At 65.1% G+C, this 20,125-nt stretch carries 16 protein-coding genes; 8 read left to right on the top strand and 8 right to left on the bottom strand.

Features of this window, described 5'->3' with window-relative positions:
• Nucleotides 1-4: 4 nt before the first annotated feature.
• The 3 genes from ACFSOZ_RS06025 to ACFSOZ_RS06015 are packed head-to-tail and all read left to right on the top strand — an operon-like array spanning nt 5 to nt 3,733.
• Nucleotides 5-1,093, top strand: a complete 1,089-nt coding sequence (locus ACFSOZ_RS06025) for a branched-chain amino acid ABC transporter permease (RefSeq protein WP_379094680.1) — start codon at nt 5-7, stop codon at nt 1,091-1,093.
• Complete coding sequence (locus ACFSOZ_RS06020; protein WP_379094678.1) at nt 1,086-2,840, top strand: FAD-dependent oxidoreductase; 1,755 nt, start codon at nt 1,086-1,088, stop codon at nt 2,838-2,840. The genes ACFSOZ_RS06025 and ACFSOZ_RS06020 overlap by 8 nt, the downstream gene beginning before the upstream one ends.
• A gap of 8 nt (nt 2,841-2,848) precedes the next feature.
• Nucleotides 2,849-3,733 (top strand): intradiol ring-cleavage dioxygenase, encoded by an 885-nt coding sequence (locus tag ACFSOZ_RS06015; RefSeq protein WP_379094676.1) that lies wholly within the window; start codon nt 2,849-2,851, stop codon nt 3,731-3,733.
• Nucleotides 3,734-3,750: 17 nt separating this feature from the next.
• On the opposite strand, the gene ACFSOZ_RS06010 is transcribed toward ACFSOZ_RS06015, so the two are convergent.
• The 8 genes from ACFSOZ_RS06010 to ACFSOZ_RS05975 all read right to left on the bottom strand — a co-directional run bounded on the left by ACFSOZ_RS06010 (nt 3,751) and on the right by ACFSOZ_RS05975 (nt 13,633).
• Nucleotides 3,751-5,820 carry a 3-hydroxyacyl-CoA dehydrogenase NAD-binding domain-containing protein gene (locus ACFSOZ_RS06010; protein WP_379094674.1) on the bottom strand — a complete coding sequence of 690 codons (2,070 nt, stop codon included), beginning with the start codon at nt 5,818-5,820 and terminating at the stop codon, nt 3,751-3,753.
• 170 nt (nt 5,821-5,990) lie between these two features.
• On the bottom strand, nt 5,991-6,938 hold the full coding sequence (locus ACFSOZ_RS06005; RefSeq protein WP_379094672.1) for an ABC transporter permease: 948 nt from the start codon (nt 6,936-6,938) through the stop codon (nt 5,991-5,993).
• Nucleotides 6,939-6,940: 2 nt separating this feature from the next.
• Entirely contained in the window at nt 6,941-7,921 is a 981-nt protein-coding gene (locus ACFSOZ_RS06000; RefSeq protein WP_379094670.1) for an ABC transporter permease, read from the bottom strand.
• 1 nt (nt 7,922) lies between these two features.
• Nucleotides 7,923-9,392 (bottom strand): sugar ABC transporter ATP-binding protein, encoded by a 1,470-nt coding sequence (locus ACFSOZ_RS05995; protein WP_379094668.1) that lies wholly within the window; start codon nt 9,390-9,392, stop codon nt 7,923-7,925.
• Nucleotides 9,393-9,441: 49 nt separating this feature from the next.
• Entirely contained in the window at nt 9,442-10,455 is a 1,014-nt protein-coding gene (locus tag ACFSOZ_RS05990) for a substrate-binding domain-containing protein (RefSeq protein ID WP_379094666.1), read from the bottom strand.
• Nucleotides 10,456-10,549: 94 nt separating this feature from the next.
• Nucleotides 10,550-11,440 carry an SMP-30/gluconolactonase/LRE family protein gene (locus tag ACFSOZ_RS05985; protein ID WP_379094664.1) on the bottom strand — a complete coding sequence of 297 codons (891 nt, stop codon included), beginning with the start codon at nt 11,438-11,440 and terminating at the stop codon, nt 10,550-10,552.
• A gap of 172 nt (nt 11,441-11,612) precedes the next feature.
• Nucleotides 11,613-12,347 (bottom strand): response regulator, encoded by a 735-nt coding sequence (locus ACFSOZ_RS05980; protein ID WP_379094662.1) that lies wholly within the window; start codon nt 12,345-12,347, stop codon nt 11,613-11,615.
• A complete protein-coding gene (locus tag ACFSOZ_RS05975) occupies nt 12,347-13,633 on the bottom strand; it encodes a sensor histidine kinase (RefSeq protein ID WP_379094660.1) in 1,287 nt (428 codons plus the stop codon). Before ACFSOZ_RS05975 ends, ACFSOZ_RS05980 begins: the two co-directional genes overlap by 1 nt.
• A 152-nt stretch (nt 13,634-13,785) precedes the next feature.
• Between ACFSOZ_RS05975 and ACFSOZ_RS05970 the strand changes: the two genes are divergently transcribed.
• The 5 genes from ACFSOZ_RS05970 (at nt 13,786) to ACFSOZ_RS05950 (ending at nt 20,057) form a co-directional block, all read left to right on the top strand.
• A complete protein-coding gene (locus ACFSOZ_RS05970) occupies nt 13,786-16,203 on the top strand; it encodes a glucan 1,4-alpha-glucosidase (protein ID WP_379094658.1) in 2,418 nt (805 codons plus the stop codon).
• A 49-nt stretch (nt 16,204-16,252) separates the two neighbouring features.
• Entirely contained in the window at nt 16,253-17,269 is a 1,017-nt protein-coding gene (gene gnd / locus ACFSOZ_RS05965) for a phosphogluconate dehydrogenase (NAD(+)-dependent, decarboxylating) (protein WP_379094656.1), read from the top strand.
• A gap of 22 nt (nt 17,270-17,291) precedes the next feature.
• Nucleotides 17,292-18,668: a glucose-6-phosphate dehydrogenase gene (zwf, locus tag ACFSOZ_RS05960; RefSeq protein WP_379094654.1), complete on the top strand. Its 1,377-nt coding sequence runs from the start codon at nt 17,292-17,294 to the stop codon at nt 18,666-18,668.
• A 12-nt stretch (nt 18,669-18,680) separates the two neighbouring features.
• Nucleotides 18,681-19,385 (top strand): ROK family protein, encoded by a 705-nt coding sequence (locus ACFSOZ_RS05955; protein ID WP_379094652.1) that lies wholly within the window; start codon nt 18,681-18,683, stop codon nt 19,383-19,385.
• A gap of 213 nt (nt 19,386-19,598) precedes the next feature.
• On the top strand, nt 19,599-20,057 hold the full coding sequence (locus ACFSOZ_RS05950) for a Ros/MucR family transcriptional regulator (RefSeq protein ID WP_379094650.1): 459 nt from the start codon (nt 19,599-19,601) through the stop codon (nt 20,055-20,057).
• Nucleotides 20,058-20,125: the final 68 nt, after the last annotated feature.

Below are 20,125 nucleotides of genomic sequence, written 5' to 3'. Positions count from 1 at the left end.
CGCCATGACCGACGTCACACTCAGTCGCTGGAAAGTCGAAACGCGAACCAGGGCATCGGCGGCCTTCGCAATCGTCGCTGCGCTCGTCATCCTGCTCGCTTTCGCCGCACCACTGTTCGTCTCGCGCAGCGTGCTGCAGGACCTGTTCTTCATCCTCACCATGCTGGTGCTGGCGCAGAACTGGAACCTCTTGGCCGGCTATGCCGGGCTGGTCTCGGTCGGTCAGCAGGCCTTTGTCGGCTTCGGCGCTTACTCCATGTTCGCACTCGTCATCCTCGCTGGGCTTGACCCGCTGGCTGCGATCCTGCTTGCCGGTATCGCCAGCGCCCTGCTCGCCATCCCGACCGCCTTCTTCCTGTTTCGCCTGCAGGGCGCCTATTTCGCCATCGGCAGCTGGGTCATCGCCGAAGTGGTGCGGCTTGCGCTGGCGCAATGGAAAATGCTGGGCGGCGGCACCGGCACCTCGCTGCCGCGTGAGGCAACCCGCGACATGCCGGCCCTGAAGCTGGTCGGCGAACTGTTCGGCGTCAAATCGTCAAGCGCTGGTGACATCCTGACCTACTGGCTGGCGCTATTGCTGGCCATCGCCACCATCGGCCTTGTCTACCGCCTGCTGCGCTCGAAACAGGGGCTGGGCCTGGCGGCCGTGCGCGACAATCAGGAAGCGGCGCGCTCGGTCGGCGTTGACGCCCGCCGCATGAAAACGCTGGTCTATCTGGCGGCAGCCTTCGGCACCGGCCTCGCCGGCGCGCTGATCTATGTGCAGAAGGCCCGCATCTCGCCCGACGCCGCCTTCTCCGTCGTCGACTGGACTGCCTATGTCATCTTCATCGTCGTCATCGGTGGCATCGGCACCATCGAAGGTCCGATCGTCGGCGTCATCGTCTTCTACATCCTGCAGAACCTGCTGGCCGATTACGGCTCCTGGTATCTTCTGATCCTCGGACTGATCGGCATCGTCATCATGCTGTTTGCGCCGCGCGGCCTGTGGGGCCTGTTTGCCGAGCGCACCGGCATCCAGCTTTTCCCGGTCCGCCGCCGGCTGGCCGGCGGACCTGTATCACCAAGCAAAAAGGGAGGGCCGCATGGCTGACATCACCACCGACGTGCTGACCATCGGCACCGGGCCAGCGGGCTCGGCAACCGCAGCACTGCTTTCGACCTATGGCGTCGAGAACATGGTCATCAACCGCTACCGCTGGCTGGCCGCGACACCGCGCGCCCACATCACCAACCAGCGCACCATGGAGGTGCTGCGCGACCTCGGCGGGGAGGTCGAGGCCGAAGCCTACATGCACGCCACCGAACAGGATATGATGGGCGAGAACGTGTTCTGCACCTCGCTCGCCGGCGAGGAGATCGGCCGCATGCGCAGCTGGGGCAAGCATCCGCTCTCGCGTGCCGAGCATCTCTTGTCCTCACCCTCTCACATGAACGACCTGCCGCAGACCTTCATGGAGCCGCTGCTGTTCAAGACCGCCTGTTCGCGCGGCACGCAGTCGCGCATGTCGATGGAGTACCTATCGCATGTCCAGGATGCCGACGGCGTCACCACCACTTGCCGCGACCGGCTGACCGGCAAGGACATCACCATCCGCTCGAAGTATCTGGTCGGCGCCGATGGCGGCAATTCGCTGGTCGCCGAACATGCCTGCCTGCCCTTCGAAGGCAAGATGGGCGTCGGCGGCTCGATGAACATCCTGTTCAAGGCCGACCTGTCGAAATACGTCGCCCACCGCCCCTCGGTGCTCTACTGGGTGGTGCAGCCGGGCGCCGATGTCGGCGGCATCGGCATGGGTCTGGTGCGCATGATCCGGCCGTGGAACGAATGGCTGATCGTTTGGGGCTACGACATCAACCAGCCGGCGCCCAAGGTCGACGACGCCTTCGCCAGGAAGGTGGCGCGCGATCTCGTCGGCGACCCCGAGCTTGAGATCGACATCCAGTCGGTCTCGACCTGGACCGTCAACAACATGTACGCCACGCAGACCTCCGAGGGCCGCGTGTTCTGCATGGGCGACGCCATCCATCGCCACCCGCCGTCAAATGGGCTCGGCTCCAACACCTCGATCCAGGACGGCTTCAACCTCGCCTGGAAGCTCGCCTATGTCATCAAGGGCAAGGCCGGCTCGAAACTGCTCGACAGCTATTCGCAGGAGCGTGCGCCGGTCGCCAGACAGATCGTCACCCGCGCCAACAAGTCGATCGAGGAATTCGGCCCGATCTTCAAGGCGCTCGGCCTGCTCGATTCCATCGACCCGGTGAAGATGCAGTCGAACATGGATGCGCGCTGTGACGACACGCCGGCGGCCGAAGCGCAGCGCACCAAGATCCGCGAGACCATCGCCTCCAAGGTCTACGAATTCGACGCCCATGGCGTCGAGATGAACCAGCGCTACAAGTCGAACGCCATCGTCAGTGACGGCCAGAAAGAACCGGCCTTCACCAAGGATGCCGAGTTGCATTATCAGCCGACCTCCTGGCCGGGCGCTCGTCTGCCGCATGTCTGGGTGCATTCGGAACGCGGCGACAAGGTCTCGACGCTTGACCTGACCGGCCGTGGCAAATTCACCGTGCTGACTGGCATCGGCGGGCAAGGCTGGCTCGATGCGGCCAAGGCGGTCGGCAAGGAACTCGGCATCGATATTGCTGGCCATCTGATCGGCCCTCGCCAGCCCTGGCAGGATTTTTCCGGCGACTGGGCGCGCGCCCGCGAAGTGCGCGACAGCGGCATCCTGCTCGTGCGCCCGGACCAGCATGTCGGCTGGCGCAAGGATGCGATAAGCGGCGATCCGGTAGCGGACCTGCGCCGCGCCCTGACGGCAATCCTGGACAGGTGAGGACGGATATGGAAGCGCACGAAAAGGGCTTCTTCACCGAAGAGAATTCGGTCGAGGTGGTCACCGGCCGCAACGCCAACGCCAAAAGCGAACGGCTGAAGGCGGTGATGGAGGTCATCACCCGGAAACTGCACGAGGCGGTCAAGGAGATCGAGCCGACGCAGGACGAATGGTTCGATTCCATCATGTTCCTGACCAGGACCGGCCAGCTGTCGACCGAATGGCGGCAGGAATTCATCCTGCTGTCGGATGTACTCGGCGTCTCGATGCTGGTCGACGCCATCAACAACCGCAAACCGTCAGGCGCTTCGGAATCGACGGTGCTCGGCCCGTTCCATCTCGCCGACGCGCCGGAACTGCCGATGGGCGCCAACATCTGCCTCGACCAGAAGGGTGAGGACATGTTCATCCATGGCCGCATCCTCGACACCGAGGGCAAGCCGATCGCCAATGCAGTGCTCGACGTCTGGCAGGCCAATGATGAAGGCTTCTACGACGTGCAGCAGAAGGGCATCCAGCCCGACTTCAATCTGCGCGGCGTCTTCCGCACCGGCGCCGATGGCCGCTACTGGTTCCGCGCGGTGAAGCCGAAATTCTATCCGATCCCTGACGACGGCACGGTCGGCAAGCTGCTGCATGCACTCGGCCGCCATCCCTATCGCCCGGCGCATTTGCACTACATCCTCAAGGTCGATGGCTTCGAGACGCTGACCACCCACATCTTCGATCCGGACGATCCCTACATCAATTCGGACGCCGTCTTCGGCGTGAAGGAGAGTCTGTTGGCGCAGTTCAAGCGCATCGACGATCCGGCACGCGCCAAGGGCCTCGAATTCGCCGGCTCCTTCTGGGACGTCGAGCACGATTTCGTGCTGGCGAGACACCAGGGATAAGCCCCTATGTGGCGCGATCAGGCTGCGGCGGCGCCTTCCCAGGAACCGGTCTCGGCCATTCGCCTGAGCAATGGCGCCACATTGAACACGTCCTTGCCAGTTCGATGATGCCAGTACTCGAGCCGCTCGATGATCTTGTCCGCCCCCTCAAGTCCGGCCCAGAACATCGGGCCGCCCTTGCCGACGGGAAAGCCGTAGCCGTTGACCCAGACGACATCGATGTCGGAGGCGCGGACCGCGATCCCTTCCTCCAGGATCTTGGCACCCTCGTTGACCAGGGGATAGAGCGTGCGCTCGATGATTTCTTCCGCCTCGATCGCGCGTGGCGCGATGCCCTGCTCGGCGGCCTTGTCGCGGATCAGCGCCTCGACTTGCGGGTCCGGTACCGGCGTGCGCGCGGCCTCGTAGAGATAGTAGCCACGGCCGGTCTTCTGGCCGAAACGCCCTTGTTCGCACAGCGTATCGGCGATCACGGCCGTCTGGCCGCGCGCCTTGCGGTTGCGCCAGCCAATGTCGAGGCCGGCGAGATCGCCCATCTGGAACGGCCCCATCGGCCAGCCGAAATCGGTGAACGCCTGGTCGATCTGGCGCGGTGTCGCGCCCTCGAGGAGAAGCGCCTCGGATTCCGAGCCGCGCGCCGCCAGCATGCGGTTGCCGACGAAGCCGTGGCAGACGCCGACAACGACAGCCACCTTGCCGATCCGCCGCGCCAGGTCGACGACGCTCGCCAGCGCATCGGGCGCGGTCTTCTCGGCCCGCACGATCTCCAGCAGCTTCATGACATTGGCCGGCGAGAAGAAATGCAGGCCGAGCACATCCTGCGGTCGCGAGGTCGAGGCGGCGATTTCGTTGATGTCGAGATAGGAGGTGTTGGTGGCAAGGATGGCGCCCGGCTTGGCCACGGCGTCGAGCTTGCCGAAGACCTCCTTCTTGACCGCCATGTCCTCGAACACCGCCTCGACGATCAGGTCGCAATCGGCGAGATCGGCATAGTCGGTGGAACCAGTGAACTGGGCGAGCCGCTGCCGCTTCGCATCTTCGGTCAATGAGCCGCGCGTGACGGAAACGGCATAGTTCTTGTCGATGGTCGCTAATCCGCGCTGTAGCGCCTCATGGCCGGTCTCCAGCAAGGTGACGGGATAGCCGCCATTGGCGAAGGCCATGGCGATGCCGCCGCCCATCGTGCCGGCACCGATGACGCCGACGCGAGCGATCCTGCGCTTGACGGGATCTTTGCCCGGACTCTTTGCCGCCTCACGTTCGGCGAAGAACAGATGGCGTTGCGCGCGCGACTGGTCGCTGGCGACGAGCTTCACGAACAGCGCGCGTTCCACCGCCAGCGCCTCATCGAAGTGCAGCGTGACGGCATTGCGCACCGCCTGCGCGCACGCGACCGGCGCTTCGAGGCCGCGCGCCTTCTTGGCGAGATCCGCCGCCTCGGCGTCGAAAGCCGCCAGGTTGGTTCCCTTAAGCTCATCATCGCGATCGCGCACCGGCGTGAAGGGACCACCCTTGCGGGCTATTTCCCGGGCAAAGTTCACGGCATGCGTGGTCAGATCGCCTTCGAAGAGGGCATCGACCAGACCGGTGGTATGCGCCTCTTCGGCACCGATCGGCGCCCCGGAAACGATCATCTTGAGCGCCTTCAACGCGCCGACCAGGCGCGGCAGTCGCACCGTGCCGCCGCCGCCCGGCAAGAGGCCGAGCTTTACTTCCGGCAGGCCGAGCCTGGCGCTGGCGTCGGCGACGCGGAAATGGCAGCCGAGCGCCAGCTCCAGACCACCGCCGAGTGCGGTGCCATGGATGGCGGCGACGGTAGGCTTGGCTATGGTTTCCAACGTCGCGATGATCGCGCGCAGCTCGGGCTGCTGCACCGGCTTGCCGAACTCCGTGATGTCGGCCCCGGCAACGAAAGTCCGGCCGGCGCAGGTGATGACGATGGCCGCAACCAACGGATCGTCCCGCAACTCAACGAGAGCCTGCTTCAGCGGCTCGCGAACGTGAAGGCTCAACGCATTGACCGGCGGATTGTCGATGATGACGATGGCGACATCGCCGTCGCGGCTGACCTTCAGGAAATCGGACACGCAAACCTCCCAGCAATGGCGAGCGGCTTCGTGCCGCGCGAACGGGATTTACAGCGCCAGGAGGCGGATGGGAACCGGATGCCGGCCTGGCACAATGATTACCGGCCTTGAAGGGCCTGGCGTTGGCCGGCAGCTCCGCCGCCATCGTCTCTGGAATCGCGGCGTAGTCGTTACCGCAGCGCCTTCTGTCCGCCCGCCGCCGTGATCACCCCAACGATGATCAGCCCTGTCAGCAGCAGCCGCACGCCGGCACTGACACCGAAGGTGTTGAGCATGGTCAACAGCAGCACCAGGAACAGCGCCGCACCCCAGACACCGGGGACATTGGCCTTGCCGCCGGCCACCGACGTTCCGCCGATGACGACGACGGCGATCGAGGCCAGCAGATACTCGTTGCCGATATCGACATTGGCGCCTCGGAAATAGCCGGCGAGCAGCGCGCCGTCGATGCCGCCGAGCGCGCCCGACAGCGTATAGGTGAGGAAACGAATGCGGCCGACATTGACGCCGGCGAGCCACGCCGCACGGATGTTCTGGCCGATCGCCAGCACCGAGCGGCCATAGATCATGCGCTGCAGCGCGACGGCCGCTCCGATGGTGAACAGCACGGTGAGGATCGCCAGCACCGGAATGCCCAGCACCTGCCAGTTGGCGAAATCGGCAAAGCCGGGTGGCGGCTTGATCTGCAGTCCGCGCCCATAGCTGATGTCGATCGACTGGATGATGAAGCTGGCCGACAGCGTGGCGATGATCGGCGGAATGCGCAGCGCCCAGATCAGCAGATAGTTGGCGGCGCCGATCGCCGCCCCGGTGGCGATCGCCGCCAAAAGCCCGACCAGGATCATGGAGTCGTTGCCGTCCATCACCTTCATGGCGACGGCGCTGGCAAGGCCGATATTGGCCGGCAGCGACAGGTCGACATTGCCCGGCCCGAGCGTGATGACGAACATCTGGCCGACGCCGACGATGACTGTGAACACCGCAAGCGACAGCGCCGCCGTGACCATGCCGCCGGCGCCATAGCCGCCGGTGAAGGCGATCGTCGCCAGCCATACCAGCAAGGCGCCGAGGAAAGACCAGATCCAGGGTTTGGCAAGCAGTGGTTTCAACACGGCCATGGCTATCTTTCCCTGCGGCTGATCAGGACGCGGGCCGCCAGCACGATGATCAGGATGGCGCCGTTGGCGGCCACCTGCCAGTCGGGCGGAATGTGCATGAAGGTGAGCAGCGGCGATGCGGCCAGCGCCAACGTCAGTGCGCCGATCACCGCGCCGATCGGCGACACCCGGCCGCCGACGAACTCGCCACCGCCAAGGATGACACCAGCGATCGCCAGCAGCGTGTAGCCATTGCCGATATTGGCATCGGCCGAGGTGGTAATGCCAATCAGCGCCATGCCGGACAGCACGCCGAACACGCCGGCCAGCGAAAACAGCACGATCTTGGTCTTGAGCAGCGACCAGCCGGCGCGGCCAAGCGCCGCCGGATTGCCGCCGGAGCCGCGCAGGATGACGCCATAGGAGGTGCGCATCAGGGCGAAGTGAACGATGAGGCCGATCAGCAGCGCCGCGATGATCGGGAATGGCACGAAAGGCGGCTTGAAGGCCATGAACGCCAGCAGCCAGTCCGGCGCCTTGCCACCCGGTTTGGGCAGGACGAGGATGGCCAAGCCCTGCCAGACGAAGCTCATGCCGAGCGTCACCACGATCGAAGGCAGGTTGCGCAGATGAATCAGCGCACCGAGCAACGCATAAACGCCGATCGACCCGAGCAGGATGACCACGCCAACCAGCGGCGCGTCCTTCAGCCAGGTCGCGGTGACGCAGCCGACAAAGCCGACGAAGGTGCCGATCGACAGGTCGAGCTCGTTGCCGGCGATGACGAACATCTGCGCGATCGTCGCCAGCGCGATCGGGATCGCCAGGTTCAGCATCAGGCTGAAGCCGAAATAGCTGATGGCGCGCGGATTGAGCCAGGCGATGGCGATCAGCACCAGCGCCAGCGACAACGCCGGCAGCAGCCCGCGCAGCAGGCGGCCACGGGCCAGCGCGCCACGCTCGGCGGAACTCCTGGCGGTGGCTTCGAGGCTGGCGGCCGTCATCTCAGGCCGCATCGCCGAACGAGGACTGGATGATCTTCTCTTCGGTCAACTCGTCGCGGCGCAGATTGGCGACGATGCGGCCGTTCTTGAAGACATAGATGTGGTCGCAATTGTCGAGCTCTTCGGTTTCCGTGGTGTACCAGAGGAAGGTGCGGCCATTCCTGGCCTCTTCGCGCACGAGGTCGTAGACCTCCAGCTTGGTGCCGATATCGACGCCCCGCATCGGATCGTCCATCAGCACGATCTCAGCGTCCGAGCCGAGGGCGCGGGCAAACAGCGCCTTCTGCTGGTTGCCGCCCGACAGCGAGAAAATGTTGTTGTTCATGTCCGGCGTGCGGATGCCGATCTTCTTTTGCCAAAATGCAGCGAGCTCGGCCTCGCGCTGCGGCGAGATCAACAGCCCGTTGCGCAAGCGCGCCAGCGAGCGGATGCCGATATTCTGCGCAATCGACCATTGCGGGAAGATGCCGTCCGACTGGCGGTCGCCGGCCACCAGCGCCACCGGCGCGGTCACCTCGATACCGGCCTTGGTGCGCGATGCGGCCTCGAAGATCGCCAGCAACAGGTCGGTCTGGCCATGGCCCGCCAGCCCGGCAAGGCCAATGATCTCGCCGGCACAGGCAACAAGGTCGGTGCCGTCCTTCTGCACGGCAGGGCGCGCCCGCACCCGCAACGGGCTGGCCACCGGCTTGGCGGCGGCGACTTGCGCCGCGATCTTCTGGCGCGCTTCCGCCCCACCCATCGCTGTCACCAGCCGGTCGCGGTCGAACGCACCAGCAGCGTCGGCGACAACCACCTTGCCATCGCGCATCACCACGATGCGGTCGGCGTTCCGCAGCACTTCGCCCAGCACATGCGAAATCAGGATGCAGCTTTTGCCGCTGGCGACGAAGCGGCGCATGAAGGCCAGCAACTGGCCTGCCGTATGCGCGTCGAGCGACGATGTCGGCTCATCGAGGATGACGAGGTCAAGCCGGTCCTGCGTCACCGTGAAGGCGCGCGCCACCTCGACCATCTGACGCCGGCCGATCGACAGGTCGCCGACAATGTCGCCCGCCGAGATGCTGTGCCCCGGAAAGATCTCGTCGAGCTTGGCGGCGATCAGATCCGCTGCCTTGCGCCGCCAGCCGAAGCCGCGCAGCGAAGCGTGGTTGATGCGCGTGTTCTCGGCGACGCTGAGATTGGGGCACAGCGACAGTTCCTGGAACACGCAGCGTATGCCGAGTTGCTGCGCCCGCGACACCGAGTAGGTCTCCTCGATGCCGCCATGGACGCCGATCTGACCGCTGTCGGGCATCAGCGTGCCCGCCACCATGTGCATCAGGGTCGACTTGCCGGCGCCATTGTGGCCGACGAGGCCGACGCACTCACCGGGGCCGACGTGGAAATCCACGCCGCCCAGCGCGCGAACGGCGCCGAAATGCTTTTCGGCGCCGCTCAGTCTGATGATGTCAGCGTTCCCTTCAGGCATGCTCAACGATATCCGCTCGATGATCCGGAAGGCAACGCTTGCCCGACGCTCACTTGATGTTGGCTTTGATGGCCGCGATCGCGTCTTCCTGCGTGTATTCGTGGCTGGCGACGCCGCCCTTGACGATTTTCGGCAACTCGGCCTCGAAATCGTCCTGGGTGAAGGCGAGATACGGCACCAGCAGATCGTGCGGAATATCCGTGCGGCCATCGAGCACCTGCTGCGCCACCCAGAAGGCGAGCGACGACACGCCGGGCGCGATCGACGCCGACCAGGTCTGGTAGCCGTCCTTGTCCTTCTGTTCCTTCCACCACTGCAATTCGTCCTGGCGGTTGCCCATGATGATGGTCGGGCGCGGCTTGCCGGCGGCGGCGAAGGCCTGCGCCGCACCATAGCCGTCACCGCCCTGGTCGACGATGCCGACGATATCCGGCAGCGACGGCAGGATGGTCGCCACCGCCTTCTGCGCCGTCGTCTGGTCCCAGTCGCCGGTCACCGAGCCGACGATCTTGAACTCGGGATGGGCGGCGACGCCTTCGAGGATGCCGGCATGGATGGCATCGTCGATCGAGGTGCCTGCCAGGCCACGGATTTCCAGCAGATTACCGCCCTTGGGCTGGAACTTGGCCATCTGTTCCACTTCCTGCTTGCCCATGTCCTTGAAGTCGACGACGACACGGTAGGCGCAAGGTTCGGTGACGGTGCCGTCGAACGAGACGACGACAATGCCGGCGTCGCAGGCCTGCTTGATGGCGCCGTTGAGCGCGTCCGGCGAAGCGGCGTTGATGACGATGGCGTCATAGCCCTGCAGGATCAGGTTCTGCACCTGGGCCGCCTGCGTCGGCACTTCCTTGTCGGCGGTGGTGAAGATATCGGCCGCGCCGACGACCTTGTCGGCGACCGCCTTCTTGGTGACGATGCCATAGCTGTCGAGCATCGCCTGCCGCCACGAATTGCCGGCATAGTTGTTGGAAAAGGCGATCTTCTTGCCACTGGTGTCGGCCAGTGCCGTGCCCGACGCGAGCATCGCGGCGAAGGCGCCCAAGACGAACAGTTTCTTCATGTCTTAATCCTCCCAGATGTTGACTGCTGCAGTTCCTGCCGGCTTTGACCCCGGCCTCACTCCCAATCTGATTTGAGCACGGATAATCCCAGTCTCAAAACAGTCTCAATCCCGGCACGCGCACCCGCAGCCGGTACAGCGACGTCGACGCGGCGATGTAGAGGCTCCTCAGGTCGTCGTCGCCGAAAGTAAAATTCGCGCAGTCTTCCGGCGTCCGGATGACGCCCAGAATGGCACCCGACGCATCGAACACATGGATGCCGCCGGGGCCGGTGCAATAGACATTGCCGCGGCTGTCGATCTTCATGCCGTCGGGGGCTCCCGGCCCCTCGCCCTCGGTCACGGCCCACACCGCACCGCCGTTCAAATCACCATCCGCCTCGACGCCGAACACCCTGATATGGCCTCGCTCGGTGTCGTTGATGAACAGCCGCGACTCGTCCAGCGAAAAGCAGAGCCCGTTCGGCTGGACGAAATCGTCGGCCAGCAATGTCAGTTGGGCGCCGTCGCCATCGATGCGGTAGACGCCCTGGAACGACAGCTCCTGTGGGCGCGGCAAGCCATAGAACTCCACCCTGCCATAGCCCGGATCGGTGAAGTAGATCGATCCGCCGGTGGCAACGACGATGTCGTTCGGGCTGTTGAGCTGCTTGTCCTGGTGGTGCGTGGCGAGCACTGTTACGCTGCCATTGGGCTCGGCGCGGGTCACCCGGCTCGTCGCGTGCTCGCAGGTGACCAGCCGCCCCTGCCGGTCCAGCGTGTTGCCATTGGCCTTGTGGCTCGGCTCCCGGAACAGCTCGATCTCGCCGGCGGCACTACGGCGATACATGCGGCTTTCCGGGATGTCGGAAAAGACCAGCCATTTCTCGTAGGGATGCCACACCGGTCCTTCGAGGAAGCCGAAGCCGCTCGCCAGCGTTTCGATCGTCCCATCGCCGACGACGTCGTCGAAGCCGGAATGGCGGGCTCGCGCCGACACCGACATCACAGGCTCCTGGCGGCGCGAACAGCCGTGCGAATCCGCATGGTGACGAATGGCATGAGCGCTTCCCCGATATGGTCTTTTTATGGGGTCGAGCGTAGTTGCGGCACGGGCGTAGCGATACGGGTCAAAGCGCACGGCCGACTGTGCATTTGCACAGTCGCGCCAGCCGGGATTAGGGATTGGGCGACGCCTGTGCCAGCCAGGCGTCGAGCCGGTCCTGCTCGCGGCGCAGAGCGTCGATGTTGATCAGGCCGCGCGCCATGGCGAGATAGATCGCCCGCGTTCGCGAGTTGAACACGGAAGCATCGCCGACGCCGTCCTCCGCCGGGACGATGCCGAGCTTGTCGTAGACATGCTTGATGCGGCTCTGCGCGCCGCGGATCGACAGGCCTCGGCGTGCCGCGATCGCCCGGTCGGTCAAGCCGAGCGCGATGTCGATCAGGCTTTCATACTCGCCGTCGGTGATGCCCTCGAACTTGTCCTGGACGCGGTGCTGGATGCCGCGTATCTCGCGGTCGATGATGCAGTGGCCCTCGCGGAAAACGCCGCGCAGGGCCGAGCGCATGCCCTCTTCCGTCGCCGATTTGAGCACGTAGCCATAGACCGAACCCGGCGGCACGATACGGGCCACGCCGCGCACATAGGCCTCGTCGGCGAAATTCGACCAGAACAGGATGTGGGTGCCGGCGCGGCGGTTCCAGATCGCCCTGGCAACCTCGATCCCGGTCGCCTTCGGCATCTGCAGGTCGAGCACGACATGCGGCGGCTCCCGCTCTGCCGCCAGGTTGATCGCGTCCTCGCCGTCGCTCGCCTCGATCACCTCGACGTCGCCGGGCCACAATTGCTCGACGGTGCGGCGCGCGAATGTGCGGTGCAGCCCGTCATTCTCGGCGATCATCACAAGCATCACATGGCCTCCGATACGGCCATCTGGCCTGGCACCGTTGCGGTAGCCGCATCCGGCAATTCCCGGGACCGCTGGCGGTCGATCTCGATGACGACACGGGTGCCGCCGCTCTTGCGGCCGGCTTGCCCGATGCGCAACCGCGCTCCGATCAGCGCGGCCCGCGTATGCATGTGGCCAATGCCGCCATGGGCGGCCGGATCGACGGTGCCGCAACCCTGTCCGTCATCCGTGACGATCACCCGCAGCACGCTCGCGGTCGACGCCAGCAGCACATCGATGCGGCGCGGCGCGGCGTGGCGGACGGCATTGTTGATCGCTTCCTGCACGATCCGGTAGAGCGCGGTGCGGACCGGCTCCGGCAGGCTGTCGGCGCTGCCGTCGCTGGTGTCGGCGATGCGCACGGCGATCGGCGGCTTGGCTCTGGCGACGCTGCGGTTGAGATGCGCCTCGACCGCATCGCGCAGGCCGAACAGTTCGAGCACGCTCGGCCGCATGTCGTCGACGATGTGGCGCAGTTCCGTCAGGCAGCCGGCGACCTCCTGTTCGAGATCGGCAAGCTGCGCGGCCCGCGCCACGCCCTGGCCGCGCAAGGCCGAAAGCTGGCGCGCGATGCGGGCGAGGTCGGCAAGCGTCTGGTCGTGCAAATCCATGGCCATGCGCCGGCGTTCGCGCTCCATGCCTTCGGTCAGCTGCGAGGCGCCAACCCGCAGCAGTTCAACGCGGTTGCGCGCCTCGCTCTCGGCAAGCATGGCCCGGCGCGCCTCCTCGGTCTGGATCAGCGCGAAGATATAGGGCGCGATCAGATCGGCGCATTGCTGGGCGACCGCGACATCGGCAAGCGTGTAGCAGCCGACCTCGTGCCGGCTGATGTTCAGCGCTCCGATGATGCCCCCGCGGGCCCTGAGCGGCACGACGATGCGGCTGCGCAGCCGGGCGGCGAAGATCGGCCCGTCGATGGCGGTGGCGAAATGGAAGCGCTGGTCGCGCAGCGCGTCGTTGGCAAGCAGATAGGGCACCTCACCCCACAGCACCGAGCGTATCGGGCTGACTTCGGTCGGCAGCGGATGCTGGGCAAGCTCGCTCCAGCTGGTGTGGAAGCCGGCCTCATAACAGGCATGCCTGCGCCCATCATGCGACAGCACCGCAAGATCCATGTGATCGTGCGGAATCAGCGTGCCGATCTCGATGGCTGTCGCGCGGAACGCCGTGCCGGGATCGATATGCCCGGCAAGCGCCGCCGAAATCGCCAGCAACCGGTCGATCAGGACCAGGGACACCTCCGGCATGGCTTCGCGATCCTCCCGTGCCGGGAATAGTGGACGCAGGCCGGCGCCGCTGTCAACGACAGCTCCATTGACGGGTCCGATCAACTTGCGGTGCAATGATTGAAAAGGGTTCGCGTCCTGGTCTAGGGAAGGGGCCAGGAGACCGCAACAGAATGCCAGTGACGCCAACCGTTGCTCCGGGCGCCCCGGGAATTCCGGCCCGCTGGACGTCAAGCGCCAAGAGCGGCGTCGGAACGTCCCTTTCGCCAACCGGCCAGATCTGGTTCACGATCAGCCATGGCATCCTCAACGAGATCTACTATCCGCGCGTCGACAGCGCCTGCACGCGCGACCTCGGCCTGATCGTCACCGGCCCTGACGGCTATTTCTCCGAAGAGAAGCGAGACGCCGTGCACGCCATCGAACCGTTCGAGGACGGCGTGCCCGCCTACGGGCTGGTCAACACCGCCGCCGACGGCGCCTACCGGATCGAGAAACGCATCCTCGCCGACCCGGCCCGGCCCGCGCTGCTGCAGGAGATCACCTTCACGGCGCTCAAGGGTGCACCCGGTGACTACCGCGTCTACGCCTTGCTGGCGCCGCATCTGGTCAACGCCGGCATGGGCAACACCGCCTGGGTCGGCGACCACAACGGAAGGCCTGTGCTGTTCGCCGCGGGGCGTGGCACCTGCCTGGCGCTGGCCTCGTCGCTGCCCTGGCGAACCGGCTCGGCCGGCTATGTCGGCGTCTCCGACGGCTGGCAGCAACTCCACAACACCGGCGCGCTCGACCCGGCTTGCCAGCGGGCCGAGGACGGCAATGTCGCGTTGACCGGCGAGATCGGCTTTTCCGCTTCGAAGACAACGGCCATACTGGCGCTGGGGTTTGGAGCGACGCCTGACGAAGCTGCTGAAAATGCCTTCGCGAGCCTGAAGCGGGGTTTTGAACCCGCGGCGAAATCCTATGTCGAGACATGGCGCAAGTGGCAAAAGGACCTGCTGCCGCTGGACCGGCATGGCGCATCCGGGATCAACTTCTATCGCGTCTCGACCGCGGTCCTCGCGACGCACCGGTCGATCACCATACCCGGTGCTGCGGTCGCCAGCCTTTCGATTCCGTGGGGGTTCAACAAGGGCGACGACGACCTCGGCGGCTATCATCTGGTCTGGCCGCGCGATCTGGTCGAAACGGCAGGTGGCTTTCTCGCCGCCGGCGACGCCGCGTCGGCCCTGCAAATCCTCGACTACCTCCACTCCATCCAGCAGCCGGATGGCCACTGGCCGCAGAATGCCTGGCTCGACGGGTCGGCCTATTGGCCAGGCATCCAGATGGACGAATGCGCCTTCCCGCTGCTGCTGGCCGACGCGTTGCACCGCGCAGGCCACCTGCCGCGCGCCAGGCTCTCCGCCTTCCAGCCGATGATCGAGCGCGCAGCCAGCTATGTCGTGCGCAACGGACCCGTCACCGGCGAGGACCGCTGGGAGGAGGATGCCGGCTACAGCCCGTTCACGCTGGCCGTCGAGATCGCGGCACTGCTTGCCGCGGCAGACCTGCTCGACGCCTGCGGCAAGCCTGAGCCGGCGGCCTATCTGCGCGAGACCGCCGATGTCTGGAACGACCAGGTCGAGCGCTGGACCTATGTCACCGGCACACCACTCTGCGCGGGAAACGGCGTCGAGGGGTACTACGTCCGCATCGCGGCGCCCGACAGTGCCGAGGCCGGTTCGCCGAAGGACGGCTACGTGCCGATCAAGAACCGGCCGCCCGGCGACACCGACCGGCCCGCCGAGGCAATCGTCAGCCCGGACGCGCTGGCGCTCGTCCGCTTCGGCCTGAGGGCCGCGGATGATCCGCGCATCGTCGACACGGTCAAGATCATCGACGCGCAGTTGCGCTGCGACCTGCCGCAAGGACCGCTCTGGTATCGCTACAATGGCGATGGTTATGGCGAGCACGAGGATGGCGCGCCCTTCGACGGCACCGGCCAGGGCCGGCCGTGGCCATTGCTGGCCGGCGAACGTGCCCACTACGAGCTGGCGGCGGGGCGCAAGGACAAGGCAGCCAGCCTGCTGGCGGCACTCGAAGGCTCGGCCGGAGCGGGCGGCCTGCTGCCCGAGCAGGTCTGGGACGGCGCCGACCTGGCCGAGCACGAACTGCTGCATGGCGGCCCCTCGGGCAGCGCCATGCCGCTGGTCTGGGCGCATTCGGAGCATATCAAGCTGTTGCGCTCGCTGGGCGACGGCGCGGTCTTCGACATGCCGCCGCAAGGCGTCAAGCGCTACATCGAGGACAAGACGGTATCGTCGTTCAGGACGTGGCGGTTCAACAACAAGATCCGCACGATCCCAACCGGCAAGACGCTGCGTATCGAACTGCTGGCCCCGGCGACGATCCGCTGGAGCGCCGACAACTGGGCGACCGCAGTCGACAGCCAGACAGAGGAGAACGCTTTCGGCATCCATCTCGCCGAGATGCCCACGGCCAGCCTCCCCGGCGGAAGCACACTGATCTTCACTTTTTTCTGGTCCGGGACCGGCGATTGGGAGAATGTCGACTTCTCCGTCATGTCAGGCGAGCAGGATGGCCAGTAGATCCTTCCTCGACAAACCCAGCAAATCTCTAGGAAACAGGGACGAAACCATGCAGATCGGAATGATGGGACTGGGCCGGATGGGCGCCAACATGGTCCGGCGCCTGATGCGCGACGGCCACCAATGCGTCGTCTACGACATTAACCCCGCCAGCGTCGCCGCACTCGTTACCGACGGTGCGTCCGGAACGGCATCCCTGGCAGAATTCGTCGGCAAGCTGGCCAAGCCGCGCTGTGTGTGGCTGATGCTGCCGGCGGCGATCACCGGCAAGATCGTCGACCAGGTGGCAGCCCTGATGGAGCCCGGCGACATCATCATCGACGGCGGCAATTCCTACTACCATGACGATGTCGACCGGGCGGCAAAGCTCAGGGATAAGGGCCTCAGCTATGTCGATGTCGGCACCAGCGGCGGCGTCTGGGGCCTCGACCGTGGCTACTGCCTGATGATCGGCGGACCTGACGAAGCGGTCCAGCATCTCGATTCGATCTTCGCCACGCTGGCGCCCGGCGCCGATACCGGCGCGCCTGCTCCCGACAGGGCCGCGGGCACGGCACCCTTCGGCTATCTGCATTGCGGCCCGAGCGGTGCCGGCCATTTCGTCAAGATGATCCACAACGGCATCGAATACGGCGTCATGGCGGCCTATGCCGAGGGCATGAACATCCTCAAGGCCGGCAATGCCGGCAAGGTCAAGCGCGTCGCCGACGCCGAGACCAGCCCGTTGCAGAACCCCGAATATTACCAGTTCGATATCGACCTCGCCAATGTCGCCGAGGTCTGGCGGCATGGCAGTGTCATCGGCTCCTGGCTGCTCGACCTGACCGCCGGCGCGCTCAAGTCCGACGCCTCACTGGCGAGTTTCGGTGGCCGCGTCTCGGATTCCGGCGAGGGCCGCTGGACGCTGAAGGCCGCGATCGACACCGGCGTGCCGGCGCCGGTGCTGTCCTCGGCCTTGTTCGACCGCTTCTCCTCGCAAGGCGAATCCGAATTCGCCGACAAGCTTCTGTCCGCCATGCGCTATGCCTTTGGTGGCCATGTCGAGAAGCCGAAGGCCGGCTCGTGACGGCGGCAGGGGAGACAGTTTGATGAGCCAGGAACGGTCGGACACGCTGGTGCTCTTCGGGGCCACCGGCGACCTCGCCCACAAGAAGATATTTCCAGCACTTTACCAGATGGTCGCCAAGGGGACGCTCACCGAACCGGTGATCGGCGTCGCGTTCGACGCCTGGGACCTCAAGCAATTGCAGGCGCGTGCCCGCGACGGCATCGTCAATGCACTCGGCAAGATCGACGAAAAGGTGTTCGCCAAGTTCGCGTCCATGCTCCGCTACGTCAGTGGCGACTACCGCGATCCGGCGACGTTCGAGAAACTGAAAACCGCACTCGGCACGGCGCAACGGCCGTTGCACTACATGGCGGTGCCGCCGACGATGTTCGAGACCGTCGTCCAGGGGCTGGAGCAATCGGGCACGGCGCACGGCGCACGGCTGATGGTGGAAAAACCCTTCGGCCATGATCTGCAATCGGCGCGCTGGCTGAATCGGGTGCTGCATCTTGTGTTCGACGAACAGTCGATCTTCCGCATCGATCACTATCTCGGCAAGGAAGCGATCCAGAACCTGCTCTATTTCCGCTTCGCCAATTCCCTCCTCGAGCCTATCTGGAACCGCAACTTCGTCGAGAGCGTGCAGATCACCATGGCCGAGGATTTCGGCGTCGAGGGGCGTGGCCGCTTCTATGACGATGTCGGCTGCATCAGGGACGTCATCGAGAACCATCTGCTCAACATCCTGTTGCTGCTTGCCATGGAGCCGCCTGTCGGCCGCTCGGCCGACGACCTGATCGACGAGAAGGTGCAGGTGCTGCGCGCGATCCGCACCTTGACGAAAGACGATGTCGTGCGCGGCCAGTTCACCGGCTATCTCGCGGAACCCGGCGTGGCGCCGAACTCACCGGTCGAGACCTTTGCAGCGGTGCGTTTCTTCGTCGACACCTGGCGTTGGCAGGATGTGCCGTTCTTCATCCGTGCCGGCAAGAACATGCCCGTGCATGTCACCGAGGTGGTGGTGCGACTGAAGCGGCCGCCACTCGACGTCTTCGACCCGATCAAGCCCGCCGACCAGAACTACGTCCGCTTCCGCATCGATCCGCAGGTGGTGATCGCCATCGGCGCCCAGCGCAAGGCGCCGGGCGACGACATGATCGGCGAACAGGTCGAACTGACGGCGCTCGACGACAGCAAGAGCGACATGCCGCCCTATGAGCGGCTGATCGGCGATGCCATGAACGGCAATGGCCAGCTGTTCACCCGCCAGGATGCCAGCGAACTGGCCTGGCGCATCGTCGGCCCGGTGCTCGGCGACACCACGCCTCCCTATCTCTATGAGCCGCTCACATGGGGTCCGGCAGACGTGATGGCCGGGTTCGGGCCGCCCAACGGCTGGATCGATCCGGTAACGTGAGGAGGTGACGCGATGGCCAAGGCGGTGAAGCAACCAGCATCGAGCCCCGAGAAGATCGTGCTTTCGATCGATATCGGCGGCTCGCATGTCAAGATCCTCTCGAGTGCCGGCGGCGCGGAGCGCCGCGCCGATTCCGGGCCTGGCCTGACACCGCAGCAGATGACCGATACGGTCAGGAAGCTCGCCGAAGGCCTGTCCTACGACGTCATCTCGATGGGCTACCCCGGCCCGGTCAACCACAACAGGCCGCTCACCGACCCTGCCAATCTCGGCAAGGGTTGGGCCGGCTACGATTTCGCCGCGCAGTTCGGCAAGCCGGTGAAGGTGGTCAACGACGCGCTGATGCAGGCCATCGGCAGCTATGAGGGCGGTCGCATGCTGTTCATCGGGCTGGGAACCGGCCTCGGCGCGGCGATGATCGTCGACAATGTCGCCCAGCCGATGGAACTCGCCCATCTTCCCTACAAGAAGGGCAAGAGTTTCGAGGACTATGTCGGCGAACGCGGCCTGGAAAAGCGCGGCAAGAAGAAATGGCGCAAATATGTTTTCGACGTCGTCGACCGGCTCCGCGCCGCCATGCAGCCTGACTATGTCGTCATTGGCGGCGGCAATGTCGACAAGCTCGATGAATTGCCCGCCGACAGCCGGCGTGGCGACAACACACGCGCCTTCGAAGGCGGGTTTCGTTTGTGGCGCGACAAGGCGCTGATAGTCTGATATTGTTATTGTTTAATATAGTTGTTCAAAATAACGTGTGCCGCGGCATCAAGTCATTGCGCTGCGCAGATTTGCCGACTAGGAATTTCGCGCCACAACAACGCCGCCCGTCCCGTGGATCACAAGGACGCCTTAGCATTTTGATTTTGCGCATGATCCTTTCCGGGAATCGAATCCGATTTTCAGGTCATTCGCGCTAGACGGAGAAATAGATTGACCGACGATAGCAACAGCGCCCGTAAAGACATCGACCTGCTCGAGTTGACCGCTCACATCGTGTCCGCTTACGTCGAGAAGAACCGCTTGCCCGTTTCCGGCCTGGCCGACCTCATCGCCAGCGTCAGCACTTCGATAAGCGGGCTCGGCCAACCGGTGGTCCCGGTGGCGGCGCCGCTGGTCCCGGCGGTCAACCCCAAGAAATCGGTGACACCGGACTTCATCATCTGCCTCGAAGACGGCAAGAAGTTCAAATCGCTGAAGCGTCACCTCGGCGTGCATTTCGGCCTGACGCCGGACGCCTATCGCGCCAAATGGGGCTTGCCGTCGGACTATCCGATGGTCGCCCCCAATTATGCCGCCTCGCGTTCGCTGCTGGCGAAGTCGATCGGCCTCGGCCGCAAGGCCGCCCCGAAGCCGGTCGTCAAGGGCAGGAAGGCCAAGGCTTCGGCCTGAGGCAATTCCGCGCTGAGCCCAGAGGCTGAGCCAATGGATTGATTGGAGCCTGCCGGCGAATCCGCCTT

Source organism: Mesorhizobium newzealandense, from assembly GCF_042682145.1.
In the GTDB taxonomy this organism is placed as follows: domain Bacteria; phylum Pseudomonadota; class Alphaproteobacteria; order Rhizobiales; family Rhizobiaceae; genus Mesorhizobium; species Mesorhizobium newzealandense.
This window is presented reverse-complemented; position numbering and strand designations above follow the sequence as displayed.